At 66.4% G+C, this 25,562-nt stretch carries 35 protein-coding genes; 6 read left to right on the forward strand and 29 right to left on the reverse strand.

Going from position 1 to position 25,562, the window contains the following annotated elements; translation table 11 throughout:
- The first annotated feature begins 29 nt into the window (after positions 1–29).
- The 3 genes from GNX71_RS30950 (at position 30) to GNX71_RS30960 (ending at position 2,075) form a co-directional block, all read left to right on the forward strand.
- On the forward strand, positions 30–734 hold the full coding sequence (locus GNX71_RS30950; RefSeq protein WP_206175947.1) for an AraC family transcriptional regulator: 705 nt from the start codon (positions 30–32) through the stop codon (positions 732–734).
- Between the two features lie 72 nt (positions 735–806).
- Positions 807–1,658, forward strand: coding sequence for a DMT family transporter (locus tag GNX71_RS30955; protein WP_206175948.1), 852 nt, complete (start codon positions 807–809; stop codon positions 1,656–1,658).
- A gap of 96 nt (positions 1,659–1,754) precedes the next feature.
- Positions 1,755–2,075 carry a hypothetical protein gene (locus GNX71_RS30960; protein ID WP_206175949.1) on the forward strand — a complete coding sequence of 107 codons (321 nt, stop codon included), beginning with the start codon at positions 1,755–1,757 and terminating at the stop codon, positions 2,073–2,075.
- Between the two features lie 10 nt (positions 2,076–2,085).
- Here the strand turns inward: GNX71_RS30960 and GNX71_RS30965 are convergent, their stop codons facing one another.
- The 16 genes from GNX71_RS30965 to GNX71_RS31040 form a co-directional block, all read right to left on the reverse strand.
- Complete coding sequence (locus tag GNX71_RS30965; RefSeq protein ID WP_206175950.1) at positions 2,086–3,084, reverse strand: fimbrial protein; 999 nt, start codon at positions 3,082–3,084, stop codon at positions 2,086–2,088.
- Positions 3,081–5,741, reverse strand: coding sequence for a fimbria/pilus outer membrane usher protein (locus GNX71_RS30970; RefSeq protein ID WP_206175951.1), 2,661 nt, complete (start codon positions 5,739–5,741; stop codon positions 3,081–3,083). The genes GNX71_RS30965 and GNX71_RS30970 overlap by 4 nt, the downstream gene beginning before the upstream one ends.
- Before the next feature lie 20 nt (positions 5,742–5,761).
- Positions 5,762–6,547, reverse strand: a complete 786-nt coding sequence (locus GNX71_RS30975; RefSeq protein WP_206175952.1) for a molecular chaperone — start codon at positions 6,545–6,547, stop codon at positions 5,762–5,764.
- Positions 6,548–6,766: 219 nt separating this feature from the next.
- Positions 6,767–7,324: a fimbrial protein gene (locus GNX71_RS30980; protein WP_206175953.1), complete on the reverse strand. Its 558-nt coding sequence runs from the start codon at positions 7,322–7,324 to the stop codon at positions 6,767–6,769.
- 172 nt (positions 7,325–7,496) lie between these two features.
- Positions 7,497–8,540, reverse strand: a complete 1,044-nt coding sequence (locus tag GNX71_RS30985; protein WP_206175954.1) for an NADP-dependent oxidoreductase — start codon at positions 8,538–8,540, stop codon at positions 7,497–7,499.
- Between the two features lie 109 nt (positions 8,541–8,649).
- Positions 8,650–10,002, reverse strand: a complete 1,353-nt coding sequence (locus GNX71_RS30990) for a HAMP domain-containing sensor histidine kinase (protein WP_206179787.1) — start codon at positions 10,000–10,002, stop codon at positions 8,650–8,652.
- A gap of 38 nt (positions 10,003–10,040) precedes the next feature.
- The gene (locus GNX71_RS30995; RefSeq protein ID WP_206175955.1) at positions 10,041–10,751 is read right to left on the reverse strand and encodes a response regulator transcription factor; all 711 of its coding nucleotides are present in this window, start codon (positions 10,749–10,751) and stop codon (positions 10,041–10,043) included.
- A 50-nt stretch (positions 10,752–10,801) separates the two neighbouring features.
- On the reverse strand, positions 10,802–11,182 hold the full coding sequence (locus GNX71_RS31000) for a hypothetical protein (protein ID WP_241027096.1): 381 nt from the start codon (positions 11,180–11,182) through the stop codon (positions 10,802–10,804).
- A 2-nt stretch (positions 11,183–11,184) separates the two neighbouring features.
- Positions 11,185–11,661: a DUF4260 domain-containing protein gene (locus GNX71_RS31005; protein ID WP_241027097.1), complete on the reverse strand. Its 477-nt coding sequence runs from the start codon at positions 11,659–11,661 to the stop codon at positions 11,185–11,187.
- Positions 11,654–12,118: a Spy/CpxP family protein refolding chaperone gene (locus GNX71_RS31010; protein WP_206175957.1), complete on the reverse strand. Its 465-nt coding sequence runs from the start codon at positions 12,116–12,118 to the stop codon at positions 11,654–11,656. Before GNX71_RS31010 ends, GNX71_RS31005 begins: the two co-directional genes overlap by 8 nt.
- A gap of 133 nt (positions 12,119–12,251) precedes the next feature.
- Entirely contained in the window at positions 12,252–12,626 is a 375-nt protein-coding gene (locus tag GNX71_RS31015; RefSeq protein WP_206175958.1) for a DUF4148 domain-containing protein, read from the reverse strand.
- 102 nt (positions 12,627–12,728) lie between these two features.
- Entirely contained in the window at positions 12,729–13,430 is a 702-nt protein-coding gene (locus tag GNX71_RS31020) for a YoaK family protein (RefSeq protein WP_206175959.1), read from the reverse strand.
- Between the two features lie 22 nt (positions 13,431–13,452).
- Positions 13,453–15,252: a phosphoenolpyruvate--protein phosphotransferase gene (ptsP, locus tag GNX71_RS31025; protein ID WP_206175960.1), complete on the reverse strand. Its 1,800-nt coding sequence runs from the start codon at positions 15,250–15,252 to the stop codon at positions 13,453–13,455.
- Positions 15,253–15,262: 10 nt separating this feature from the next.
- Positions 15,263–15,532, reverse strand: coding sequence for an HPr family phosphocarrier protein (locus GNX71_RS31030; RefSeq protein WP_013543930.1), 270 nt, complete (start codon positions 15,530–15,532; stop codon positions 15,263–15,265).
- Positions 15,501–15,956, reverse strand: a complete 456-nt coding sequence (locus GNX71_RS31035; RefSeq protein ID WP_042578717.1) for a PTS fructose transporter subunit IIA — start codon at positions 15,954–15,956, stop codon at positions 15,501–15,503. Before GNX71_RS31035 ends, GNX71_RS31030 begins: the two co-directional genes overlap by 32 nt.
- Positions 15,957–16,056: 100 nt before the next feature.
- A complete protein-coding gene (locus tag GNX71_RS31040) occupies positions 16,057–16,593 on the reverse strand; it encodes a hypothetical protein (protein ID WP_206175961.1) in 537 nt (178 codons plus the stop codon).
- A gap of 114 nt (positions 16,594–16,707) precedes the next feature.
- Here GNX71_RS31040 and GNX71_RS31045 point away from each other — a divergent pair, with 114 nt between their 5' ends.
- The gene (locus tag GNX71_RS31045; RefSeq protein ID WP_042578715.1) at positions 16,708–17,205 is read left to right on the forward strand and encodes a TlpA disulfide reductase family protein; all 498 of its coding nucleotides are present in this window, start codon (positions 16,708–16,710) and stop codon (positions 17,203–17,205) included.
- Between the two features lie 64 nt (positions 17,206–17,269).
- On the opposite strand, the gene GNX71_RS31050 is transcribed toward GNX71_RS31045, so the two are convergent.
- Positions 17,270–17,716, reverse strand: a complete 447-nt coding sequence (locus GNX71_RS31050) for a cytochrome c (protein WP_206175962.1) — start codon at positions 17,714–17,716, stop codon at positions 17,270–17,272.
- Positions 17,717–17,876: 160 nt separating this feature from the next.
- Here GNX71_RS31050 and GNX71_RS31055 point away from each other — a divergent pair, with 160 nt between their 5' ends.
- Both GNX71_RS31055 and GNX71_RS31060 read left to right on the forward strand, forming a co-directional pair.
- The gene (locus GNX71_RS31055; protein ID WP_206175963.1) at positions 17,877–18,587 is read left to right on the forward strand and encodes a cytochrome b/b6 domain-containing protein; all 711 of its coding nucleotides are present in this window, start codon (positions 17,877–17,879) and stop codon (positions 18,585–18,587) included.
- Positions 18,584–19,171: a GNAT family N-acetyltransferase gene (locus GNX71_RS31060; protein WP_206175964.1), complete on the forward strand. Its 588-nt coding sequence runs from the start codon at positions 18,584–18,586 to the stop codon at positions 19,169–19,171. Before GNX71_RS31055 ends, GNX71_RS31060 begins: the two co-directional genes overlap by 4 nt.
- A 16-nt stretch (positions 19,172–19,187) precedes the next feature.
- Here GNX71_RS31060 and GNX71_RS31065 read toward each other — a convergent pair whose 3' ends face one another.
- The 12 genes from GNX71_RS31065 to GNX71_RS31120 all read right to left on the reverse strand — a co-directional run bounded on the left by GNX71_RS31065 (position 19,188) and on the right by GNX71_RS31120 (position 25,552).
- Positions 19,188–19,694, reverse strand: a complete 507-nt coding sequence (locus tag GNX71_RS31065; RefSeq protein ID WP_093079077.1) for a peroxiredoxin — start codon at positions 19,692–19,694, stop codon at positions 19,188–19,190.
- A 70-nt stretch (positions 19,695–19,764) separates the two neighbouring features.
- Complete coding sequence (gene rpsQ / locus GNX71_RS31070; protein ID WP_015867662.1) at positions 19,765–20,034, reverse strand: 30S ribosomal protein S17; 270 nt, start codon at positions 20,032–20,034, stop codon at positions 19,765–19,767.
- 9 nt (positions 20,035–20,043) lie between these two features.
- On the reverse strand, positions 20,044–20,295 hold the full coding sequence (rpmC, locus tag GNX71_RS31075; protein ID WP_206175965.1) for a 50S ribosomal protein L29: 252 nt from the start codon (positions 20,293–20,295) through the stop codon (positions 20,044–20,046).
- Between the two features lie 13 nt (positions 20,296–20,308).
- On the reverse strand, positions 20,309–20,725 hold the full coding sequence (gene rplP, locus GNX71_RS31080; RefSeq protein ID WP_007838137.1) for a 50S ribosomal protein L16: 417 nt from the start codon (positions 20,723–20,725) through the stop codon (positions 20,309–20,311).
- 28 nt (positions 20,726–20,753) lie between these two features.
- A complete protein-coding gene (rpsC, locus tag GNX71_RS31085; RefSeq protein ID WP_093057771.1) occupies positions 20,754–21,668 on the reverse strand; it encodes a 30S ribosomal protein S3 in 915 nt (304 codons plus the stop codon).
- Positions 21,669–21,685: 17 nt separating this feature from the next.
- The gene (gene rplV, locus GNX71_RS31090) at positions 21,686–22,018 is read right to left on the reverse strand and encodes a 50S ribosomal protein L22 (protein WP_007838134.1); all 333 of its coding nucleotides are present in this window, start codon (positions 22,016–22,018) and stop codon (positions 21,686–21,688) included.
- A gap of 9 nt (positions 22,019–22,027) precedes the next feature.
- The gene (gene rpsS, locus GNX71_RS31095; RefSeq protein WP_007838132.1) at positions 22,028–22,306 is read right to left on the reverse strand and encodes a 30S ribosomal protein S19; all 279 of its coding nucleotides are present in this window, start codon (positions 22,304–22,306) and stop codon (positions 22,028–22,030) included.
- Between the two features lie 10 nt (positions 22,307–22,316).
- Positions 22,317–23,141, reverse strand: coding sequence for a 50S ribosomal protein L2 (gene rplB / locus GNX71_RS31100; RefSeq protein WP_007838130.1), 825 nt, complete (start codon positions 23,139–23,141; stop codon positions 22,317–22,319).
- Positions 23,142–23,143: 2 nt separating this feature from the next.
- Complete coding sequence (rplW, locus tag GNX71_RS31105) at positions 23,144–23,479, reverse strand: 50S ribosomal protein L23 (protein ID WP_007838129.1); 336 nt, start codon at positions 23,477–23,479, stop codon at positions 23,144–23,146.
- A complete protein-coding gene (gene rplD / locus GNX71_RS31110) occupies positions 23,476–24,096 on the reverse strand; it encodes a 50S ribosomal protein L4 (RefSeq protein WP_013543942.1) in 621 nt (206 codons plus the stop codon). The genes rplW and rplD overlap by 4 nt, the downstream gene beginning before the upstream one ends.
- The gene (rplC, locus tag GNX71_RS31115) at positions 24,096–24,776 is read right to left on the reverse strand and encodes a 50S ribosomal protein L3 (protein WP_013543943.1); all 681 of its coding nucleotides are present in this window, start codon (positions 24,774–24,776) and stop codon (positions 24,096–24,098) included. Before rplC ends, rplD begins: the two co-directional genes overlap by 1 nt.
- A gap of 245 nt (positions 24,777–25,021) precedes the next feature.
- Positions 25,022–25,552, reverse strand: coding sequence for a hypothetical protein (locus tag GNX71_RS31120; RefSeq protein ID WP_206175966.1), 531 nt, complete (start codon positions 25,550–25,552; stop codon positions 25,022–25,024).
- Positions 25,553–25,562 lie beyond the last annotated feature (10 nt).

Below are 25,562 nucleotides of genomic sequence, written 5' to 3' on the forward strand. Positions count from 1 at the left end.
CGAGGCTGCACGGAAAATCCGCGGCAGCCATGCACACCACGTCCACCCTTTCCCTGCGCGACTACGGCAGCTCGCGCGGCAGCCATGCGCACGACCACTTCCAGGTGCTGGTCGGCCTGGATGGCGTGCTGGAGATCGAGGTCGAAGGCCGTGGTGCGGGCATCGGTGCGGGTGAAGCGCAGGTGGTCGCGCCGGGCGATCGCCACGACTTCGAGGCGCGCGGCCACCACGGCAGCGTATGCCTCGTGCTCGACACCACGCATGCGCCGTGGGCCCGCTGCGCCGAGCGCGCACCGGCCGACGTGCCGCAACTGCACGCGCTGGCACGCTATCTCGCGCATTGCATGAAGCAGCCGCAGCACGCCGCGCTCGCGCTGCAGCACGGCCCCGCGCTGTTGCTGGAAGCCTGGAGCCCCGCGCCTTCATCGTCGATGACAGACACGCGCCGTCGCCGTATCGACTGGCGGGCGCTCGCCGCATGGGCCCGTGCGCGCTGGCACGCGCCGTTGACCGTTTCCGATCTGGCCGAGGTCGCCTGCCTGAGCGCAAGCCAGTTCGCGCAGCGCTGCCGCGAGGAGCAAGGTGTGAGCGCAATGCACTGGCTCCGCGCGCTGCGGCTGGCGCATGCGCGCGAGCTGCGACTGGATGGTCTGAGCGTGGCGGAAACGGCGCGCCGCACGGGCTACCGCTCGCCGTCGGCGCTCACAGCCGCGCTGCGGCGCCGCAACGCCTGACGACCAGACCGTCGCCACGCGACGACCGACCGGCGTTGCGCGACGACCGCATCGCGTAGCCTCGCCGGTCTTATGTCTTCCACCGTCTACGCCCTGCTCGCCATCGCGCTCTGGACCTCCCTGGCCTCGCTGGGCACGCTCCTGTCGCACCTGCCGCCGTTTTTGCTCACCGGGCTCGCACTCATCATCGGCAGCGTGCCAAGCTGGCCGCTGGTGCTGCGCGACCGCCGCGCCTGGAAGGTGCCGCCGCGCACGCTGGCCCTGGGCATCTACGGCCTGTTCGGCTACCACTTCCTGCTGTTCATCGCGCTGCGGCATGCGCCGCCGGTCGAAGCCAATCTCGTCAACTACCTGTGGCCGCTGCTCATGGTGGTGCTGGCGCCGGTGCTGCTGCCGGGCGTGTCGCTGCGGCCGCTGCATGTGGTCGCGGCGCTGCTCGGGTTCGCGGGGGCGGCGATGGCGATCCTCGGTGCGCGCGGCGGCGCGGCCCCGGCTTCGGGCGCGGCCGCGGGGTACTGGGGCTTCCTCCCTGCGCTGGGCTCGGCCTTCATCTGGGCGAGCTACTCGCTGTGGACGAAGCGGGTGGCGGCGTTTCCGACCTCGGCGATCGGACTGTTCGGGCTGGTCTCGGGCGCGCTGTCGCTGATCTGTCACGCGCTGCTGGAGCCCTCGGTGGCGCTGTCGGCCCGCGACTGGCTGCTGGTCGCGCTCTGCGGCCTCGGCCCGCTCGGTGCGGCCTTCTTCGTCTGGGACATGGCGCTCAAGCGCGGCGACGCGCGGCAGATCGGCATCCTGAGCTACATCACGCCGCTGGCGTCCACGTCGCTGTTGCTGGCCGTGACCGGCCGCCCGCTCACCTGGAGCATCGCGCTTGCCGCGGCGCTGATCATCGCGGCCGCGGTGATGGGCACGCGCGCCCGTTGAACGAATGCACGAATGAACGAATCACGCCCGTGTCCGACGGATCGGCGCGCTTTTTCTGGCTAGAGTGGAGGCTCAGGAAAAAAAGGAGCCGAACCCATGGACGACAAGAACAAGAACGACAACTTCGAAATCACGCCCAAGCTGGTGTTCGACCTGAACTTGGCGCTGTACTTGGACCTGGTGGCCGCGCTCGAAGGCGCCGGCGCCATCACCTACCGGCAGATGGCCGCCCGGGTGCTCAACATCAGCATGGACGCCCGTGCCGACGGGGAGGCCGGCCTCTCGACGGCGCTGGAAGGCATTGCCAAAGGCTTCGCGGGCCACGGCGATGGCTTGTCGATCGAACTGCTGAAGGCCGCACGCGGCCTGCGCGAGGACGACGCGATGGGCGACATCCCGATGCGCCCCGCCGACTGAGTCTGGCTACTTACTTGTAGTCGAGCGTGAAGGTCGCCGTGCCGTTGGCACGGCCCGGCGTCACCTTGTCGCCGGTCTGGAAATAGCGCGCGGTGTAGGGCAGCACATAGGAGCCGTCCATCGACGGTCCCACCAATGCCTCTTCACCGAATTTCACCGGTACGGTCTTGTCGTTCACCACCTGGATGCCCACGCCGGTGGCGGTGGTCGAACCGGCTTGCGTGATCTTCAGCACGCCCTGTTCGTTCGACGGGTCCTGCGTCGCGTCCATGCGCAGGTAGACCGTGTTCTGCGCGTTCTGCCCGGCCTTGCAGTTGAGCTTGATGTTGAACTTGCGGTCGCCCGTGGTGGTGCCCCTGCCCTTGAAGTTGCTCTGCGGCACCTTGCCGAATTCCACAAGGATGTTGCGCGAGCCTAAGTCCACCGAGCAAGAGGGCGTGATGATGGTGATGCCCTCGCCCAGCAGATTTGTCGTGAGCACCGACTTGCTGTCCGCCACGCTGTAGTACTGGGTGTAGGTGCCCTGCGCGAGCGGGCCGTTGCCCGTCACGGTCGCGATCTTGAACAGCTCGACCTGAAAACGCGACGCTGCATTGAAGTCGCCGAAATCGCTGGTGGTCGAGCGGTCGTGCGGGTAGTAGCTGACCTCGGTGTCGCTGAAGTAGCGCGACAGGCGGATGCCCACGCCGGGCACCGCGGTGGTGAACACGTGGTCATAGCCCGGCACCGCGGTGCCCTGCAGCATCACGCCCTTCACATTGCCCCCGCCCACGCAGGTCCACGGTTTGTTGATGACGGACGAAGGCAGCGGGAAGAGCTGCGACTTGAACATCGTGCCCACCGCGGCATCGTTCGGAATGAGGACGCGGCCCATCGCCATGTTGACGGTCTTCTCGACATAGCCCGGCGTGACGGTGCACGCGGCCCACGCGCCCTGTGCGCCGAGCAACATCACGAGGGCCGGTACGGCGAAGCGCACGGAACGGCGGAATGGATGGCTGCGGTTCATTCCGCTCCCTTCGGTTGCACATCGACCGGCGCAGCAGCGGCGCATTGGCCGTTCAGCTCGCGGATCGGCGGCGGGTTCTTTTCATCGGGCAGGCTGTAGGGCACGACGCATTGGTCGGCCTTGTCCTGGCCCCAGCGCACGGTCAACTGGCCGCTGCTGCCCGCGCCGGTCACGAAGGCCTGGCCGTCGGGGCCGACGATGCCGACCTCCTGGCCCGCCTCGTTCTCGATCTTCGAGCCGAGCGGCAGCATGCGGCCCTTGCGGTCGGTGAGCACCATCAGCAGGCGGAAGCCCACCGAGGTCTCGAACTTCGCGACCACCACGGCGCCGCGCGTGGGCACCACCTCGGTGGCGGCGTTCTTCACTTCCACCGTGTCGCCGAGGTCGCCGGTGCGGATGGCCAGGCGGTTCAGGCGATAAGGCGTGAGGTTGGGAATGATCGCGTTGCCGGCCCAGTCGGTCGCCACGCCAGGCTGCGACTCGAAGCCCACGCCGGAGGCCTTGGGCGCCTGCACCAGCGCGATGGTCTCGCCCAGCGGCTGCGACATCGTGACGCCGCCGCCATGGATCAACACACCGCCGGACACACCGAAGGTGCTCTGGCCATAACCGCGGCCCTGCGAATGGCCGACGTCGAAGCGACCGACCTGCGACAGGTAGCTCGCACTTGCACTGCCGCTGCTGCCGCCGCCCTGGTTCGCGGCGCCGGCGGTCACGTTGTAGGTCAGGCGGCTGTCGTCGAAGGCCGAGCCGTAGACGCTGGCCTGCTGGTTGACGCGGCCGGTGCTGTCGCGGGTGACGGCGTACTGCGCGCTGGCGCGGGTATCGCCGAGCGGAATGCTCAGCGTGAACATCACCTGTCGCACGGCCGGCCGGTTCAGGCTGGTGGTGTAGTTGTAGAAGACGCTGTAGCCGAACTGCTTGTAGTTGCCCGAATAGCCCAGCTGCACCAGCCGGTCCTTCGCACTGGTGCCCCAGTAGCTCTGCTGGCGCGCCGACGCGAACACCGTGCCCAGGTCGCCGACCTGCTGCGAGACCTCGAAGCGCACTTCGTTGCGACGGCTGTTGAAGGACTCGAAGGGCCGCAGGTCCTGCATCTGCACCGCCTCCTGGAAGGTGCGATAGCCGCTGGTCGAGTAGCGGTAGCCCGCCACGCGGAAGTTGGTGCCCGAGGTGAGGAAAGCCTTCGAATAAAGGAAGCGCACCGACTGGCCGTCGTAGGTCTTCACGCCATTGATCGGCGTGCGGTCGGTGGTGCGTGCGCTCGACAGGTCGACCGACACCGCGCCGAAATCGCGCAGGTTCTTGCCCACGCCCGCGAGCAGCGACTGGTACATGTTCGCCATCAGGAGGCCGCCGTAGATCGAGAACTCGTTGCCCAGCCCGCGCGCCAGCGTCGCCTGCATGAAGACCGGCTGCGAGAGCGACGACCGAATGCCCAGCACGCTGCTGCCGTCGAAACCGTTGCGGTACTTGCCGACAGTGGCCGAATAGCGCCAGGTGCCTTCGCGCAGCAGCGTGGGCACGGCCGAGAAGGCCTGCGTGTATTTCGTTTGGCGGCCGTCGGCTTCGGCGATGGTCACTTCCAGGTCGCCGCTCGATGAGGTGGGATACAGGTCGTCGATCACGAACGGCCCCGGCGCCACGAAGGTGCTGTAGATGACGTAGCCGTTCTGGCGCACGGTGACGCGTGCGTTGGTCTGCGCCACGCCGCGGATGGTGGGTGCGTAGCCCTGCTGGCTGTCGGGCAGCATCGCGTCGTCGGAGGACAGCTGCACGCCGCGGAACGGCAGGCTGTCGAAGAAGTTGCCCGGCGTGTTGCCGTCGCCGATCAGGAGGCGTCCGTTGATTGAGGCGATGTCGCGCTGCATGTAGGTGTTGATGCCCTGCCAGCGGCTCTTGCCGTCGATGCCCCGGTTGTAGGTCGAGAAATGGCGAAAACGCCAGTCGCCGTAGTTGAAGCCGGCACGCAGGCCCGCGAACAGGGTGTTGCGCTGCAAGGTCCTGTCGCGCTCGGCGAAGGGGTTGCCGTCGAACACGTTCTGCGGCGGCGCGAAGGGGTTGGTGTCGTTGCGGTAGTTGCTGCCGCTGTAGCGCGCGAAATTGAGCTGGTAGTCCAGCATGCCGGCGGTGATGCCCTGGTCCCACTTCTCGGGCCCGACCGCGCCGCGCGCCGAGCGCTTGAGCGCCGCCTGCGGAATGCTCACGAACAGGCGCTGCTTGCCGGCGTCGTAGGTCACGGCCGCATCGGGAATGACCTTGGTCAGCTCGATGCAGGCCTCGTCCGCGGCGCTCGCGAGTTCGGGGAACACCGCCACGTTGACACCCCACGCGTCGAGCATGCCGCGCGTGAGACAGGGCTCGGCATCGCTCTTTCCTTCCTTGGCGGCGAAGCGGATCTCGGTCTGTCCCGCGCCGCGCTCGTTGAGCGACACGTCGACCATGTACTTGCCCGCGAGCACGCGGTTGCCGAAGGAGAAGAGCGAGAGGTCCGCGTGCGGCTGGTCGCCGCCGATGCCGAGGAATTCCTCGTTGAAGCTGGAGCCGGCCAGCTGCTGCGGCTTCTCCTGCGCATGGCCGGGCGCGCCGAGCGTGCCCAGCAGGGCGGCGCACAGGGTCAGCCGGAACGGTGCGCAAAGAGCAGGTGAACGGCGCATGGCGATTCGTCTCTTGCGTCTCAGCGCTTGGCGCCGTCGGCGGAAGGCACGGGCGGCGGGACCAGCTCGGCCTTCACGGCCACGGGCTCCGCGCCAGCCGGCACCTGCACGCGCTCTTCAGGCGTCTCGCCGCCGTAGTCGTTGAGCGTGGTGTAGTTGACCTGGACGGCCTGCGGCGCTTTCACCGTGGTCAGCGGATAGCTCATCTCCCCGAACGGCGGCACCATGTCGGCGTTGATCAGCTGCTGGCCGCTGTTGATGTTCAGCGCGGTGAAGGTCACGTGATAAGGCGTGGGGTTGCCGACCTTGAGCACAGCGCCCTGCCCTTCGGCGCCCGCGCTCACCGCCCACTTGAGCTGGCCGCGCGATTCCTCGGACTTGCCCGCCAGCTTCGAAGGCCGGTAGAACAGCTTGATGCGGCTGCGCACCGCGATCTGCAGCACGTTCTCTTCCTTCGACTTCTCGGGAATCTCCTTGACGTTCAGCCAGAAGACCGATTCGCGGTCGGCCGGCAGATCGCCCTGCACACGCATGATGCGCAGGATGTTTTCCATGCCCGGGTCGAGCCGCGACAACGGCGGCGTGACGAGCAGGGGGGTCTTGTTCTTGCCTTCGCCGGCGTCGATCCACGACTGGACCACGTAGGGCGAGGTGCCGGTGTTCTTCACCGGAATGGAGGCTTCGCGGTCCCTCTCGCCGAGGATCACGCGGGTGCCGCCGAGCATCACGCCCGCGCCGGCCAGCCCCTGGAGGCCCAGCATCAGCAGGATGGCGAAAACCCAGCGGAAGCGATGGTTGCTGCACATAAAAAAAGAATCCTTGGGCGCGGGTAAGACGCATGGAACACGCGCACCCCAGCACGGCGGTGCGCATCGGGGCACCGTCGGAAAAAGGCGAAAAAAGAAAGAAATGCCGGCGCCGATGGGACGCGGAAGTCCGGCCGCGGCGCAGGCATGGGCGGCATCGCCGGCCGGCCCGGAGCGGCTGTGCGCCCCGGCTGGCCGCGGCAATGCCGCGGACGCTACTTACTTGTAGGCAACCGTGAACTGCGCGACCGCGTTGGCCGGGCCAACCGTCACGGCCGTTTTGGTTGCAATGTAGGCTGCCTGGAACTTCAGCGAGTTGTCGCCCAGACCCAGGATGTATTCACCCGAACTGCCCGTGTTCAAGGCGATCTTGGCGCCGGTGGAATCACCGAGTTCGATAGCAACACCCGAGGCCGCGCCCACGCCGACCTGACCGGCGTTGGCCAGACGCAGGAGAGTGGCGTCGGTGTCGCCAACGCCCGAGAAGCTGACGGTGGCACCCGTCGCCGATGCGCCGCAGCCCAGCAGGTCGATGGTGAACTTGGCTGGCGTGGCCTTCTTGCCGATCGAAGCGGTGCCAGCGGTTCCACCGTCGAACGCGGTGCGCGAGACCTTGCCGAGCGGCACGGTCAGGTTCTGGCTGTTGGGCGAGATCGAGCAAGGTGCGTCGACGATTTCACCGGTGAAATTGATCGTGCCGTCAGCCGCGAAAGCGCCTTGAGACAGCACGCCGGCCACGGCCAGCGATGCGAACTTGATGAGTACAGACTTTTGCATTTTGTGTTCCCTGAGGAGATGAAATAACTGAATTGCAACCTGCCTTATGCAGGGCAGGCCGCAGTCTAGTTACCCGATGACGCAAAATGGGCTGTTGTTATCGTCAGTTCACTGTAGTTAACAGTTCTATTCAATTGTCCGTGACATAGGCACGAGCGTTAACAAGTCGATACTAGTCCGTAGCGATTTGCAGAATCAGTTTGCCAAAGTTTTCACCGCTGAACAGTTTGTTGAGCGCTTCCGGGAAGGTATCGATCCCCGAAACCACGTCTTCCTTGCTCTTCATGCGGCCATCTTTCAGGTATCCGGCAAGTTCCGCGATGGCAATGGGATACCGGTCGGCGTAGTCGAACACCACGATGCCCTCCATCCGCGCGCGGTTCACCAGCAGGCTCAGGTAGTTCTTCGGGCCGGCGCCCGGCATGCTGTTGGCGTTGTTGTATTGGCTGATCGCGCCGCAGATGATCACGCGGGCCTTGCGCGCGAGCCGCGCCAGCACCGCGTCGAGGATCTCGCCGCCGACGTTGTCGAAGTAGATGTCCACGCCCTTCGGGCAATGCGTCTTGAGCCCTTCGCGCACCGCACTGGCGCCGGCCTTGTAGTCGATGCAGGCGTCGAAGCCCAGCTCCTTGACCACCCAGTCGCACTTGGCGGCGCCGCCGGCAATGCCGACCACGCGACAGCCCTTGATCTTGGCGAGCTGCCCCACCGTCTGGCCGACTGCGCCGGCCGCGCCGGAGATGACGACCGTTTCGCCCGCCTTGGGCTGGCCCACGTCCATCAGGCCGAAGTAGCCGGTCATGCCGGGCATGCCCAGCACGTTGAGCCACTGCGTGATCGTGCCCACGCGCAGGTCGATCTTGACCAGGCCGTTGCGCTTGACCTGGTCTTCGGGGATCAGGATGTATTCCTGCACGCCCAGCGTGCCGTAGACCGTGTCGCCGACCGTGAACTGCGGGTTCTTCGAGGCGATGACCCGGCCGACGCCGCCCGCGCGCATCACCTCGTCGATGGCCACGGGCGCGATGTAGCTCTTGGCATCGTTGAGCCAGCCGCGCATGGCGGGGTCGAGCGACAGCGACAGCGTCTTGACCAGCACCCCGCCCTCGGCCGGCTCGCCGACGGGCTCGGTGGTGAACTTCCAATTCTCGCGGGTGACCGTGCCTTCGGGGCGTTTGGCGAGGCGGACCTGGTGGTTGGTGAGTGAGCTGCTCATGGTGTCTCCTTGATTGATGGACGCGGGGACCTGGGTTGGAGGCGCATCCTAGCCGCGCCCATCGCGCCCGCTGGTAGCGCAGGCGACAGGGCCCACACCAGGGAGAAACTCAGATCCGCACGACGATCTGCAGGCCGGGATTCGCGTTGCGCACGGTCAGCGAGCCCCCGTGCGCCTCGGCGACCAGCCGGCACAGGTACATGCCCAGCCCGACGCCGCCGGTGGCCCGCGCCCGTGCGCCGTCGGTGCGATAGAAGGGCTCGGTCAGCCGCCCGAGCTGGGCTTCGTCGACACCCGGACCGTAGTCGCGCACCTCGAGCTCGATACCCTGCACCTGGCCGTCCACCACCGCGCGCAGCGACACGCACGGCGGCCGGGGCGCCTCGGTGCTGTAGCGCATGGCGTTGTCCAGCAGGTTGCGCACCAGGAGGCGGACGCGCATGCGGTCGATCGAATGCGGCGGCAGGCCTTCGGCCAGGTCGAGGTGCACCTTCTCTGCGCCGGGCATCTCGGCCACGATCTGGCGTACCAGCACCGCCAGGTCGACCGGCTCGCGCTGCAGCGCCGCATGCGGGCTCGCCAGGCGTTCGCTCTCGAGCAGGTCGCTGATCAGGTCGCGCATTTCGTTCAGATCGCGCAGCAGCGCCTCGCGCTCGGCCTGGCCCTCGGGCGTGGCGGGCAGCAGCTCGGCGTTGAGCCGGGCGCGCGTGAGCGGCGAGCGCAGCTCATGACTCAATGCCAGCAGCAAGCCACGCTTGGCATCGAGCATCGCCTGGATGTCGTCGGCCATGGTGTTGATGCGCTGCGCGAGGTCGCCCAGGTCGTCGTTGCGGCGCACCGGAATCGGCTCGGTGAACTCGCCCCGGCCGAAGCGCTGCGCGCCTTCGCGGATGTCGATCAGCGGCCGCAGCAGCCGGCTCACATAGGCATAGCCCAGCAGCACGCACGACAGCAGCAGGCCCAGCGTGGCCCAGCCGGTCGCGCGCGGCGCGAGCTGCCAGAGCTTGGGCGCCCAGCCGAAGATGACGCGGTGACCGTCGGCCGTCGGACGGATGAACCACTTGTCGCCGCCGAACACATCCTCGCGGTCGTGCATCCAGCCGCCGGGGCTGTGCGACCCGCCCGGGTTGGAATCCCAGTTGACCGTGGGGCCGACGATGCGGATCGTGATCGGCAGCCGGGCCACCAGCGCCTGCGCGCGCGTCACGTCGGGCGGCGTGCCGATCTCGGCGACGAGCCGGTCGGCGTAGTCCACCAGCATCGGCTTGGCGGCCTCGGCCCAGCCGGTGGAAAACGCCTTCTTCATGCCGCCCATGAAGACGCCGGCCATCACCAGCGCGAGCAGCACGAACATCATCACGAGACGGATGCGCAGCGACCGGCGCCAGCGGCGCTTGCCCTGCACCTTCTCGTGCCACTGGGCGTGCCATTGCTTGCGCATTTCGGCACGGCGGCAGGCCATCTCGCGCCACGCTTCCCGGTGGTCCCGTCCGCCGAACCTCATGCAGGCTCGCTGCGTGCGACGGCCAGCGCATAGCCGGCATTGCGCAGCGTCTTGATGCAGTCCAGCGGCTCCAGCTTCTTGCGCAGGCGGCTCACCACGATGTCGACCGCGCGGGTGTAGAGCTCGGCCTCATGGCCGCGCAGGCGGTTCAAGATGTCGTCGCGGCTGAAGACCTTGCCGGGCTCGGCCGCCAGCAGCGCAAGCAATTCGAACTCGGTGCCGGTGAGCTCGACGCGCTCGCCCTGGCGCAGCACCTGGCGCCGGTCGAGATCGATCGAGAGGCCGTCGAACACGCGCAGCTGCGTGCCGTTGTTGCCGCCATTGCCGTTCGCCATGGCCGGCGTGCTGCGCTGGCGCCGCAGGATGGTCTGCACCCGCGCCACCAGTTCGCGCGGTTCGAAGGGCTTGGGCACGTAGTCGTCGGCGCCCAGCTCCAGGCCGACCACGCGGTCCATCACCTCGCCGCGGGCGGTGAGCATGACGATGGGGATGTCGCTCTCCTTGCGGATCTCGCGGCACAGCGCGAAGCCGTCCATCTCGGGCAGCATCACGTCGAGGATGGCCGCGTCGTACTGTCCGGCGCGCAGCTTGGCGAGGCCTTCGCTCGGGCGCACGGCGCTCTCGAGCGTGCAGCCGAAGCGGGCGAAGTAGGTGGTCAGCGGCGCGGCGAGGTGTTCGTCGTCGTCGATCAGCAGGATGCGCGGCATGGCGGGATTGTGCCTCCTGGCAAACATGTGGCGAATGACTTCGCTGGCCATCAGACCGGTCGGCATCGCACCGCCATGGTCAGGCCTGTCACGAGCGTTGCGAGCAGCAGCGCGTGAAAGACGACGTCGGACATCGTGTGCGGACCGATGCCGAGCACGATGGTGAAAAGGCCGACCAGCGTGCCGACGAGCGCGAAGCCCTGGCCGAAGATCGCTGCCGGGCGCGCGTGCGCGGGGCGCAGCCAGGTCTCGACCGAGGCGAGCACCAGCACGGTGGCGATCACCGCCTCGGCGATGCGGGCCTGCGGATGGGCATGGCCCGGCACGAGCAGGCCGGCGTGCACCGTCGATGCGACGCCGAGCGCGAGCGCCTCGACCAGCATCCAGGCGCGCGCGACCTGAGGGCGCAGCACGGGAGCGGGGTCGTTCATCCTCACCATGGATCGGCGCGGCCGACGCGGCCCAGGTGCGTGAGGCCGAAGCCCGAGGCGTACTTGAGCCCGTAGCCGAGCGCGCGGTCCAGGCCGATGTGGGTCAGCCAGATCAGCGCGCCGGCCACGGCCCACGGCATCGCCGCGAGCACGCCGAGCACCAGCAGCGCGACAGGACCGATGTACGAATGCGCCGCGTTGTAGAGCGCCGCGCCCGCGCGAGGGCCCGCGAGGTAGCCGAGCAGCGACAGGTCGGGCATGAGCAGCCACAGCGCGAACACGCCCCAGCCGAGGCCGAACTGCGTGTAAGCCGCCAGCGCCGCGGCCAGCACGACGGCGCCTTCGAGGCGCAGCAGCGTGCGAACGCCGCCCGCCGCTGCGTTGGGCGTGTCAGCCGCGGGCGCGGCCCGTGTCGCCCATGCCACAGCCGCCGAAGCACGCTGCGTCATGAGTCCGTGCGCGGAGACAGACTCAGCCACGGTGGCTCCAGCGACGTCCGCCACGGTCCATGAAGTCGCGGACCTTTTGCTGTTGGGCGGCGTTCAGGCTGTCGAAGAAGTCGGCGGCGGCGGCGATGATTTCAGGGCTGCCATTGCGTACCGCGGTGGTCTTCTCGTCGATGAGCCGCGTGGCACCGGCCTGGTCGAGCTTGTTGCCCGCGAACAGCGCCTTGAACTGCGAGCGCGGATCGCCCGAGCCGCCCGCGCCACGCAAGGCTTCGCGCTGCGCCTGCAGCTTCTCGGCCAGCACGGTGAGCTTCTGCTTTTGCGCGGTGTCGAGTTCGAGCTTGCTGCCCACGCGCTCGACCATCTTGCTGCGGAACTCGGCGCTGTCGCCGCCCCAGCCGTGACGTTGACCTGCACAGCCGGCGATGCTGCCAGCCACCATCGCCGCGCCGGCGAAACCGAAGAGAGTGCGCTTGATCCAGTGTTTCATGAGACGTCCTTGTGTTGTCGGAAGAAGAGGAAGCTCGATGGTGCAATTGGCGCGCTCCGAAGTCCTCTCACCGCGGTTTCGGCGTGTTTCGTTTTATTGCGACGTACGAGGCAGCAACGCGAGGCGCTGTTGCTCAGAGCTTGCTGCTGTTGCTGCGCGCGGCTTCGGCGCGGGCATCGACGGGGTTCTGCATCGTCGAGATGACCTTGCTGTTCACGCGCGAGCCCGAGGTCACGTTCTGGTCGGGAGCGGCGGCGGTGCGCACGGCTTCGGCCACGACGCGGGCGCGTTCGGTCGAGACCGCCACGGTTTCAGGGCCGCGCGAACCGCGCACGATGTTCTGGTTGGGGGCCGATGCGGTGCGCACGGCTTCGGCGCTGACCTCGGCGCGGCTCATGGCCGAGACGGCGGGCTGCACGCCCTGGTAGCTCTCGGCCTTGGCGCCCGCTGCGGCGAGCATGGCGAACGAGCCGACGGTGATGATCTGGGTCAGGGAGAGGGACTTCATGATGCAGGCCTTTCAGGGTGTGTTGAGGAGCCCTGATCGTGCTTGCAGAGGTGCGGCAAGTCCTTTCGCCGCGGTTTCGGCGTGTTTCGTTTTATTGCGACGCTATTGCTTTCGCAGTAACCGAAGCAATGCGGCCAGTGCGGCGCAGGGCGCGAGCAGCGCCCAGAAGCCCGCATGCGCATAGCCCAGGCCGCCAGCCAGCGAGCCCACCGCGAACGCCGCGATCGGTGGCCAGGCCTTGCGCACACGCCCCGCGGCCGCGTCTGCAGCAGGTGCGCGCGCGGCCATGTCGACGAGGTCCATCACGAGCTGCGTGACGTTGCCGGTCATCACCGTGCTGGGCGTCAGCCGCGCGAAGACGCTGCGCGCGGCGGTGTTCTGGATCGACATGGTGAGCACGCCCACCAGGCCGACCGCGATGGCCGACACGCCGTTGCCGCTCACGAAAGGACCGGCCCAGACGCCGGCTCCCATGAAGGCCACAAGAAAGAGCAACTGCGTGGCCATCAGCGGCACCGCGGTGTCGAGCCCGCGGCGCTCGCCCCGCAACTGGAACATCCGCGTAGCCGCCACGCCGATCACGAACATCGGCAGGGCCAGCAGCTTGCCGACCACGCCCGAATGCGCGCCGCCGGCAATCGCCGCACCGATCAGCACGAAGTTGCCGGTGACATGCGCGGTGAAGAGCCCGAACAGCGCCACGAAACCGAGGGTGTCGACGAAGCCGCCTGTGAAGGCGAGCAGCATGCCGTGCCATGCGCTGCCGGGCGCAGACGCAGGGGTCGCGGGCACGGTGTTCGTCATTCCCGCAACCGCCCGCCGCACATCAGCCCGCGAGGGCCGTGGCGGGATCATCGGACTCGAGGATGCCCTTGGCCCACGCTTCGAGCTTGCTGGTGTCGGCGCGCAGCACCTCCTGCTTCACGGCCAGGATGCGCGACGGATGCATCGAGAAGCTGCGCAGGCCCAGGCCGAGCAGCAGGCGGGTGAAGGCCACGTCGCCCGCCATTTCGCCGCACACGGCCACGCCCTTGCCCTGGCGGCGGCACTCGGCGATGGTGTCGGCCACCAGCTTGAGCACCGCGGGGTGCGCGGGGTCGTAGAGGTGCGCGACCGACTCGTCGGCGCGGTCGATGGCCAGCGTGTACTGGATCAGGTCGTTGGTGCCGATCGACAGGAAATCGAAGTGCTTGAGAAAGGTCTTGAGCGTGAGCGCGGCCGCGGGAATCTCGATCATGGCGCCGAGCTTCACGCTGCCGTACACGGCCCCGCGGTTGTCCAGCTCCACACGTGCAAAGTCGATCAGCGAGAGCGTCTGGCGGATCTCGCTTGCGTGCGCGAGCATCGGAATCAACAGGTGGATCTCGCCGTGCGCGGCCGCGCGCAGGATGGCGCGCAGCTGCGTGAGGAACATCGCCGGATCGGCCAGGCTCCAGCGAATGGCGCGCAGGCCGAGCGCGGGATTCAGGTGCTCCTGCTTGCTGCCGGACTTGTTGTCCAGTTGCTTGTCGGCGCCCACGTCGATGGTGCGGATCGTGACCGGCATGCCCTGCATGCCCTCGACCGCGCGCTTGTAGGCCTGGTATTGCTCTTCCTCGTCGGGCAGGCGCGTCTGGCGCGCCGAAGATTCACGGCCCATGAAGAGGAATTCGCTGCGGAACAGCCCCACGCCCACCGCGCCGGCCTTGACGGCGCCCACGGTGTCCTCGGGCATTTCGATGTTGGCGAGCAGCTCGACGCGCTGGCCATCGAGCGTGACCGCGGGCTTGTGGCGCAGCCGCGCGAGCCGGCCGCGTTCGAGGTCGCCCTGGCGCTGCTTGAAGCCGTACTCGGCCAGGATGATCGGCGAGGGGTCGATGATCATCACGCCGGCATCGCCGTCGATGATGACCCAGTCGTCCTGGCGCACCAGCTGGCTCGCGGTGCGCGCGCCGACGATGGCCGGAATGTCCATGCTGCGCGCGACGATGGCGGTGTGCGAGGTGCGCCCGCCCACGTCGGTCACGAAGCCCGCGAACACGCTCTTCTTGAACTGAAGCATGTCGGCCGGCGAGAGGTCATGCGCGATCAGCACCAGCGGCACGTCGATGCCGTCGCCCGCGGTGGGATCGTCATCGTCGTCGTGGGTGGCGGCGCGCTTGCGGCGCGGCGGGCTGGGCGCGAGCACCGCGGCCGTGCCCTTCATGCGGTGCAGCAGGCGTTCGACCACCTGCTCGAGGTCGGCCTTGCGCTCGCGCAGGTACTCGTCCTCCATCTCGTCGAACTGGCGCGCGATGATCTCCAGCTGCGTGGTCAGCGCCCATTCGGCGTTGTAGAGCCGGTCGGTGATCCAGTGCTTCACGCCGCCGGTGAGGGCCTCGTCCTGCAGCAGCATCTGGTGCACTTCGAGCAGCGCGGCGAGCTCGTGCGGCGCGTCGTTCGGGCCCATCTGCGCGACGCTGGTCTGCAGCTTGGCGAGCTCGTCGGCCACGGCGTTGCGCGCGGTGCGCACCCGGTCGATCTCGGTCTCGATTTCCTCGGGCTTGATGAAGTAGTGGGCGACGTCGATGCGGCTCGACACCACCAGCACCGCGCGGCCGATGGCAATGCCACGGGCGACAGGGAGGCCGTGGACTGCGAAGGTCATGGCGTTGCCCTTATTCGCCTTCGCCGAACTTGTCGTCCATGAGCTGGACGATGGCGTTCATCGCTTCTTCTTCCTGCTGGCCATTGGTCTCTAGCTCGACGGTGGAGCCGAGGCCCGCGGCCAGCATCATGACGCCCATGATGCTCTTGGCATTGATGCGGCGGTCGCCGCGCGAGAGCCACACCTCGCAGGGATAGCTGCCTGCGAGCTTGGTCAGCTTGGCCGATGCGCGTGCGTGCAGGCCCAGCTTATTGCTGATGGTCACGGATTTCTTGATCACTGTGCTTTCTTTTTGCCTGGTTCTGGGGAGCCGCCACCGCCACCTGCATGACGCCTGCGGTGCCACCCGCGATGGCGCGCTGCACGAGCGTGTCGAGCGGTTCGTGGCGGTAGGTGACGGCGCGCAGCAGCATCGGCAGGTTGACGCCGGCCACCAGCTTCGAATGGACGCCGTCCACCAGCTTCTGCGCCACGTTGCAGGGCGTGGCGCCGAACACGTCGGCCAGCACCAGCACCTGCGAGCGCGGGGCGTGCAGCTGCTGCTGGAGCGTGATGCGGGCGGCGGCCAGCGTTTCCTCGGGCGACACGTTGGGCAGCACATCGAGCGCGACGACGGCCTGCTCGCAGTCTGGAAACACATGCAGCGCGCACTGCCGCAGCGCCTGCGCGAACGGTGAGTGGGCGATAATGAGGATGCTGTTCATGCGGCTCGGAGGACGACGCGTCGATTATGCGGGGGCGCCCAGGGAAAGTAGAGATAAGACATAACGCATCAGCCCGCGAAAGAACGGACAGTGCCGCCGTTCATGGAAGGCGCAGGCCTTCGAAGAAGGTCTTGGGCGCCTCGGGGGAAGACGGCTTGCCGAGCACGGTCGCCTGGTAGAGCGCCACGGTGCCGTTTTTCTGCGATTGGGCGAACCAGAGCACCTGGACGGGCGCTGCGCCCGATTGCGCCGGTTGCGCGTCGAACCGCACCGGCGCGGGCATCGCGGTCGCCCGCTGCAGGGCTGCGGGGGCTTCCGTCACCTTCGCATCGCCCAACTGGCCGCGCGTGGCCGCGCGCCAGGCGTTGAGCCAGGCCTCGGCTTGCTCGGGGCTGCCGGCGGACGCATGGGCAATCGCGAAGGTCGCGCCGCCGGTCTCGCAGCCGGCCATGTCGACCTGCACGGATTCGGCGCCCAGCGGGAGCGCGCGGTTCGCGCGGTCGGGCTTGCAGGGCAGGAGCGCGACCAGGCCCGCATCGGCGATCGGCACCTCGCGCCAGTTGAAGGTGGGGCTGCAGGCGGCGAGAAAGGCGGTGGCTGTCAGCGCAAGCCAGGGGCGGGGGGCGAACAACGGCATGGGGGAGCGATTATCGAGCCCCAGATGCCGGATGGGCCCTCGCCAGCACGGTCGCGCAGGCGGAACTAGAATCGCGCCGCCCCCTCTATCCCCCTCCCTCCCCCAGTCGCCGCCATGAAAAAATACATCGCTGCCGCCGCCGTCGCTCTTGCATTGGCCGTTGGCGTGGGCGTGTACCTCGGCTCCGGCAACACGGCGGCCCCGGCCTCCACCTTCGTGCTGCTGGACGGCAGCCAGAAGACCACCGCCGACCTGAAGGGCAAGGTCACCCTGGTCAACTTCTGGGCCACGAGCTGCGTGACCTGCGTCGGCGAGATGCCCAAGGTCATCGCGACCTACGACAAGTACAAGTCCAAGGGCTACGACACGCTGGCGGTGGCCATGAGCTACGACCCGCCGAGCTACGTCGTCAACTTCGCCGAAACCCGCAAGCTGCCGTTCAAGGTGGCGATCGACAACACCGGCAGCGTGGCGCAGGCCTGGGGCGACGTGAAGCTCACGCCGACCACCTACCTGGTCAACAAGCAGGGCGAGATCGTGAAGCGCTACGTGGGCGAACCCGACTTTGCCGAGCTGCACAAGCTCATCGAGAAGCTGCTCGCCGAGGCCTGAAGCTTCCTCGACCCCATAGAAAAAAGGCGCTACCTGGTAGCGCCTTTTGTTTTTGCAGCCGCTCTTACTGGTTGCGGAAGCTGTCGTGGCAGGCCTTGCAGCTCGCACCGGTCGGGCCGAACTGGGCCTTGAGCGCGTCGATGTTGCCGGCCTTGGCCGCGACCACCAGCTTGCCGGTTTCCTCGATCAGCTTCTGCTGGCGTTCCTTGAACTTGGCGTCTTCCTTCCAGACTTCGGGCTTGGCCTTGCCACCCTCGGTGCCGGGGCCGAAGGCGGCCCAGGGCAGCTTGGCCATCTCGGCCACGATTTCGGCGTTGGCCGCAGCCGCTGCGGCGTCGTAGGGAACCCGGCCGTTGGCCATGGCGCCCAGGCGGCCGAAATGCTGGCTCATCACGAACAGCGCGCTCTGGCGGTACTTGATGGCGTCCTCGGGCTTGGCGAACTGGGCCGCGGCGGGCAGGGACATCGCAGCGCAGGCGGCTGCAAGGGCGAACGAGGCAAGTCGGGTCATCGTGGGTCCTTGTGTGGGTGGGCAACGCCGTCGAACGCGGCGCTGCGGCCGAGTGTAGGGGCAGCCCATGTCGGGCGCATAGCAACAACCCGAAGCAGCCTTGCGCCCGGACTTTGCTAATCTGCGCCTTCCGCAGCCTCACGCCTCCGCGCCCCCATCGATGACCGACACCTCCGTGGCCGCCCTCCAGGCGACCGCCAGCACCGCGGCCCCTACGCGTGTCTGGGACCTGCCGACACGTCTTTTTCACTGGGCATTGGCCGTTGCCGTGCTCGGCCTGATCGGCACCGGCCTGAACGGCATCATGGAATGGCACTTCCGCCTCGGCTACACGGTGCTTGCGCTGCTGCTGTTCCGGCTGCTGTGGGGCTTCGTGGGCGGACGCTGGTCGCGCTTTGCGGCGTTCATCTACGCGCCGGGCTCAGTCGTCAACTACCTGCGCGGGCGGGCGCACCCGGACCACCTGATCGGGCACACGCCGCTGGGGGCGCTGTCGGTGTTCGCGGTGCTGGCGATCCTGGCGTTCCAGGTCGCCACCGGGCTGTTGGCCGACGACGAGATCTCCGCCTCCGGGCCGCTCACCCGCTTCGTCTCGGGTGCGGTCGTGAGCTTTGCCACCGGCTGGCACAAGGCGCAGGGCAAGTGGATCGTGATCACGCTCGTGAGCCTGCATGTGCTGGCCGTGCTGTTCTACGTACTGGTCAAGCGGCATCGCCTGGTGCGGCCGATGGTGTCGGGCGACAAGCTGGTCTCGAGCGCAAACGGCCAGGTCGCCGGAAGCCGCGACGATGCGGCTTCGCGCGGGCTGGCGCTGGTGCTGTTCGCGCTGTGCGCGGGCGTGGCGTACTGGGTCGCGTCGTTGCGCGTATGAGCTCCTCGGTTTCACGCCCCCTGCCGCTGGCGGACACGCCGGTCGTCGTGCTGCTCACGCCCGATGAAATCCACGAGATCGATGCAGCGCGCGCGATCTTTCGCGACTATGCGGCCTCGCTGAACATCGACCTGGACTTCCAGGATTTCGACAGCGAATTGGCCGGCCTGCCGGGTGAATACGCCGAGCCGCGCGGCACGCTGGTGCTGGCGCTCGTGGATCCGGCGAACATCAAGGAAGAAGCCGGTCGGCAGGCTCCGACGCTGCAGCGCACCGATGGCTCGATGGCGCACGTGGCAGGGTGCTGCGCCCTGCGTCCGCTCGACAATGCGGACTATGCGAATGCGGCGGAGATGAAACGGCTGTTCGTGCGACCCGGCTTCCGAGGCCTGGGGCTGGGCCGGCAACTGGCCGAGGCGATCCTCGATGCAGCGCGCGCCGCAGGCTACGGCTGCGTGCTGCTCGACACCCTCGACGACATGGAATCGGCGCGGGCACTCTACGAAGACCTGGGCTTCGTGGAGGTGCCGCCCTACTATCACAACCCCATCGCCGGGGCTCACTACCTCAAGGCCGATCTCTGATCGATCGGCCGATCGATCAGCCGCGGGCTTGCGCCAGCAGCGTGTCCGCGTCGCTCACTTCGAACTTGCCCGGTGCTTCGACGTTGAGCGTCGCGACCTTACCGTCCTTCACGAGCATCGAATAGCGGTTGCTGCGCAGGCCCATGCCGCGGCCCGTCAGGTCGAGCGTGAGTCCGGTGGCCTTGGCGAAATCGGCGCTGCCGTCGGCCAGCATGCGCACCTTGGCGCCGGTCTTCTGGTCGCGCGCCCAGGCGCCCATCACAAAGGCGTCGTTCACGCTCACGCACCAGATCTCGTCCACGCCGGCGGCCTTGAAGTCGTCGAAGTGCTGCACGTAGCCCGGCACGTGCTTGGCCGAGCAGGTGGGCGTGAAGGCGCCCGGCAGTGCGAACAGCGCGATGGTCTTGCCGGCCGAGGCCTTGCTCACGTCCACGGCGTTCGGGCCGATGCTGCAGCCTTCGCCTTCGACTTCGGAATATTCCTGCAGGGTTGCCGAAGGAAGGGTGTCACCGACTTTGATCATTGAATGCTCCTGAAAAAGAAAAACGGCCCACATTGTGGGCCGTTTCCGGTTGAGTCGTTCGACTCGGCGATCAGACCAGCACGGCCTTCTCGACCAAGCGGGTCACAACCCAGTTCTTGGTCTTCGAGATCGGACGGCTTTCCGTGATCTCGATGGTGTCGCCCAGCTTGTACTCGCCCTTTTCGTCATGGGCGTGGTACTTGCTCGTCTTGGCCACGATCTTGCCGTAGAGCTCGTGCTTCACACGGCGCTCGACCAGCACGGTCACGGTCTTGGCACGCTTGTCGCTGACCACCTTGCCGATCAAGGTGCGCTTGAGGGATTTTTTAGCTTCCGTCATGTTCACTCCTTACTTGGCGGCTTGGGTTTCTTGCTGCTTCTGCGCAAGAATGGTCTTGGCGCGCGCGATGTCGCGGCGCGTCACGCGCAGCGTCGAGGTGTTCGACAGCTGTTGCGTGGCTTTCTGCATGCGCAGACCGAAATGGGCCTTCTGCAGGTCCTTGATTTCGGCTTCGAGGCCTGCGACGTCCTTCGTGCGAAGGGTTGCAGCCTTGGTGACCTTGGCCGGAGCCGCGGTTTCTTTTTTCTTACGTGTTGCCATGGATGTTCTCCTCTCAGGCGCCGAGCTGGCGAGCGACGAACGTCGTGCGCAGCGGAAGCTTGGCGGCGGCCAGGCGGAACGCTTCGCGGGCGAGTTCTTCGGGCACGCCGACGATCTCGAACACGATCTTGCCAGGCTGGATTTCAGCGACGTAGTACTCGGGGTTGCCCTTACCGTTACCCATCCGCACTTCGGCGGGCTTGGTCGAGATCGGCTTGTCCGGGAACACGCGAATCCAGATACGGCCACCGCGCTTCACGTGACGCGAGATCGCGCGACGAGCGGCTTCGATCTGGCGCGCCGTGAGGCGGCCGCGGTCGGTGCATTTGAGACCGAAGTCACCGAACGCAACCGAGTTACCCGTGGTTGCGATGCCGGTGTTGCGGCCCTTTTGTTCCTTGCGGAACTTTCTGCGTGCAGGTTGCAGCATTTTTGTTACTCCGTAGTTCTAAGACCAATTACTCGGTCTTGGCACCGTCAGCTGCTGCAGCTGGCGCGGCTTTGCGGACGCGCTTAACGGCGGGTTTCGAGTCTGCACCGGCACCGCCGGTTGCTTCGGCGGGCTTGTCGCTGCCATCGGCCGGAGCGGTGTTGCCACCGATCGGGCCTCGGGCACCGGCACGGGGGCCGGGACCACGACGATCCGAACCCGGACGGTCGCCACCCGGGCGGCCATCGCGGCGCGGACCGCGCGGACGACGTTCTTCTTCAGGACGCGGCGTTTCGACAGCCGGCAGGTCGTTGCGACCCAGCGTGTCGCCCTTGTAGACCCAGACCTTGACGCCGATGACGCCGTAGGTGGTCTTGGCTTCCGAGGTGCCGTAGTCGATGTCGGCGCGCAGGGTGTGAAGCGGCACGCGGCCTTCGCGGTACCACTCGGTACGTGCGATTTCGATGCCGTTCAGGCGGCCAGCCGACATGATCTTGATGCCCAGGGCACCCAGACGCATGGCGTTCTGCATGGCGCGCTTCATGGCGCGGCGGAACATGATCCGCTTTTCGAGCTGCTGCGTGATGCTGTCGGCGATCAGCTGCGCATCGATTTCGGGCTTGCGCACTTCTTCGATGTTGACCGCAACCGGCACGCCGAGCTGCTTGCCCAGTTCGCGCTTGAGGTTCTCGATGTCTTCGCCCTTCTTGCCGATCACGACGCCCGGACGTGCCGAGTAGATCGTGATGCGAGCGTTCTTGGCGGGACGTTCGATCATGACGCGCGAGACCGAAGCGTTCTTCAGCTTCTTCTTCAGGTATTCGCGAACCTTGATGTCTTCGGCCAGCATGCCCGCGAAATCGCGGTCGCTTGCGTACCAGCGGCTGGACCAGTTACGGGTGACCGCAAGGCGGAACCCGGTTGGGTGGATTTTCTGTCCCATATTTCTTCCAGGCCTTCTTAGTTGCCAACCGTCACGTACACATGGCACGTGGGCTTGCTGATGCGATTGCCGCGACCCTTGGCCCGCGCGGTGAAGCGCTTGAGCGTTGCACCTTGCTCGACGTAGATGGTCTTGACCTTCAGCTCGTCGATGTCGGCACCGTCGTTGTGCTCGGCGTTGGCGATTGCCGACTCGAGCACCTTCTTGATGATCACAGCGGCCTTTTTCTGCGTGAACTGCAGAACGTTGAGCGCTTGATCGACCTTCTTGCCGCGGATGAGGTCCGCGACCAGACGGCCCTTGTCGACCGAGAGGCGGACACCGCGGAGGACTGCACGTGTTTCAGACATGGTCGTTCCTTACTTCTTCTGGACTTTTTTGTCCGCGGGGTGCCCCTTGAACGTGCGCGTGAGCGCAAATTCGCCGAGCTTGTGGCCGACCATCTGGTCGGTGATGTACACAGGCACGTGTTGCTTGCCGTTGTGCACGGCGATGGTCAGACCGATGAACTCGGGCAGAACCATCGAACGACGCGACCAGGTCTTGATCGGCTTCTTGTCCTTGGTCGTCACGGCCTTGTCGGCCTTGGCCACCAGGTGGTGGTCGACGAAAGGACCCTTTTTGAGAGAGCGAGTCATGGGCTATCCCTTACTTCTTGCGACGCGACACGATGAAGACCTGCGTGCGCTTGTTGTTACGGGTGCGATAGCCCTTGGTCAGGTTGCCCCATGGGTCGACAGGGTGGCGGCCTTCGCCAGTCTTGCCTTCGCCACCACCGTGCGGGTGGTCGACCGGGTTCATCACCACACCGCGAACGGTCGGGCGAATACCCATGTGACGCTTCACACCGGCCTTGCCGAGTTGGCGCAGGCTGTGCTCTTCGTTGGCCACTTCGCCGATGGTTGCGCGGCATTCGATGTGGATGCGACGCACCTCACCCGAACGCATGCGGACCTGGGCGTAGACGCCTTCGCGAGCCAGCAGCGTGGCCGACGTACCGGCCGAACGCGCGATCTGCGCGCCCTTGCCGGGTTGCAGTTCGATGCAGTGGATCGTCGAGCCGACCGGGATGTTGCGGATCGGCAGGGTGTTGCCGGCGCGGATCGGGGCTTCGGCGCCCGACAACAGCGTTGCACCGGCTTCAAGACCGCGCGGGGCGATGATGTAGCGGCGCTCGCCGTCGGCGTAGCAGACCAGAGCGATGTGGGCGGTGCGGTTCGGGTCGTACTCGATGCGTTCGACCTTGGCCGGGATGCCGTCCTTGTTGCGCACGAAGTCGACAACGCGGTAGTGGTGCTTGGCACCGCCGCCACGATGACGGATCGTGATGTGACCGTTGTTGTTACGGCCGGCCTTCTGGAACTGGGGTTCCAGCAGGGGGGCGTGAGGAGCACCCTTGAACAGGTGGTCACGCGAAATCTTCACCGCGCCGCGTTGGCCCGGCGAAGTGGGTTTCATCTTGATGACGGCCATGATTAAGCGCCTTCCCCGACGAGGTTGAGCTCTTGACCGGGCTTGAGCGTCACATAGGCCTTGCGAACGTTGTCGCGGCGGCCGATGGACTTGCCAAAGCGCTTGGTCTTGCCCTTGGTGTTGAGCACCGACACGCCCTGGACTTCGACCTTGAACATCAGTTCAACAGCGGCCTTGATCTCGGGCTTGGTGGCGTCTTGCAGCACCTTGAAAGTGACAGCGTTCGACTTCTCGCCGACCATCGTTGCCTTTTCGGACACGATCGGGGCGACCAGCACCGCCATCAGGCGGCCTTCTTCGAACGTACGTTCAGCGGCGGTAGGGTTCACGCGGCTCATGCGAACATCTCCTTGAGCTTGTCGACGGCACCCTTGGTGACCAGCACCTTCTTGTAGTGAACCAGCGACACCGGATCGGCGTAACGGGGTTCGACCACGAGGATGTTGACCAGATTGCGCGAGGCAAGGTACAGGTTTTCGTCGACTTCTTCGGCGATCACGAGCACGGACTCGAGATTCATTGCCTTGAAACGGGCTGCCAGCGGCTTCGTCTTGGGCGAATCCACGGTCAGCGAATCCACCACGGCCAGACGGCCTTCGCGAGCGAGCTGCGAGAAGATGGCGGCCATGCCGGCGCGGTACATCTTCTTGTTGATCTTCTGCGAGAAGTTTTCGTCAGGCATGTTCGGGAAAATCCGGCCACCCCCGCGCCACAGCGGCGAGGACGTCATACCGGCACGGGCGCGGCCCGTTCCCTTTTGCTTGAAAGGCTTCTTGGTCGAGTGCTTGACCTGCTCGCGGTCCTTCTGGGCGCGCGTGCCTTGGCGGGCATTGGCCTGGAATGCAACGACGATCTGGTGAACCAGGTCTTCGTTGTAGTCACGGCCGAACACGGTCTCGGGGGCGTCGTACTTCGACGCGGCCTGGCCTTGTTCGTTCAGGAGTTCGAGTTGCATTACTTCGCTCCTTCAGCCGCTTGCGGCTTGGCCTTGATGGCGGGACGCACGGTGACGAAGCCACCCTTCGAACCCGGGATCGCGCCCTTGATGAGCAGCAGTTGACGCGCTTCGTCGATGCGGAACACATCGAGGTTTTGCGTGGTCTTGGTCACATCGCCGAGGTGACCCGTCATGCGCTTGCCGGGGAACACGCGACCGGGGTCTTGTGCCATGCCGATCGAGCCGGGAACGTTGTGCGAACGGCTGTTACCGTGCGACGCGCGTTGCGAGCTCATGTTGTGGCGCTTGATCGTGCCTGCGAAGCCCTTGCCGATGGAAGTGCCTTGCACGTCCACCTTCTGGCCCACGGAGAACACGCTGCCCGCTGCGATCACGCCGCCAGCCTTGTGCTGACCTGCGGTTTCTGCGGTGACGCGGAATTCCTGGATGATTTCACCAGCTTCGACACCCGCCTTGGCAAGGTGGCCGGCTTCGGGCTTGGTCACGCGCGATGCTTTGCGCGAACCGAACGTCACCTGCAGGGCGACGTAGCCATCGGTCTCTTGGGACTTGATCTGGGTCACACGGTTGTTGGACACATCCACCACCGTGACAGGAACTGCGTCCCCGTCATCGGTGAAGAGACGCATCATCCCCACCTTGCGGCCCAGCAACCCGAGGGAGTTGCTCAGACTCATTTGTTTTCTCCAAAAATGGAAGCTCCCTTCGCCGCTGCCACTTCAATTGGCGACAGCGTTTGGCTGATTCCCCTGAGGGTTTCCGGCCTGCGGAAGGAGGTTGATAAATCTCTGCTCGAACTACACCCCTACGGACGCACCAAGGGCAGAGCCAGCGATTATAGCCCGCGATGCGGGCTCCGTGCAAGCGGTGTTGCAGGCCGGATTTTCGAGGGCGATCCGGCCTCTTTCGCCTGTTTTCCTGCCTATTTGGCAGGCATCATGATGATGTTTTCGCCCTCTGGCGTGGTTTTCAGCTCGCCGGAGGACTTCAGGACCGGAGCCGCGGTGCCAGTCTGAATGGGGACGGAAATGGCGCTGGTGGCGCCTTTTTGCGTGATGAACACATTGAGGTAAGCCAAGCCCTCCCGCTCGCTCACCACGGTAACGGTGACCGAGGTTCGCTTGTTCGCAGGCAACGCCAGAGCCGCGCTGCCCGAGATCGTCAGACCCGGATCGGCACTCAACTCCACCGTCGCGCCCTCTGGGGCGGTAACACCGTCGAACTGCAGGATCACGGGCGTGCCGCGCCCCACCTGCGGTTTGGCATCGAGGCGGGCTTGCAGCGTGACGCCGGAGTCATTCGGTTTGCGTGCCGCAGTCATCATGGCCCCTCCGTGTTGGGGTGTCGATTTGGCGTGGCGTGCACTGGGCACGCCGTCGGCCAGGGCCGGCAGCGACAACGCAGCCAACACGAGCCCCGCCATGGAGATCATCGAACGTGGTTGGATGTTCATGACGGCCCGC

It is taken from the genome of Variovorax sp. RKNM96, assembly GCF_017161115.1.
GTDB lineage: Bacteria > Pseudomonadota > Gammaproteobacteria > Burkholderiales > Burkholderiaceae_C > Variovorax.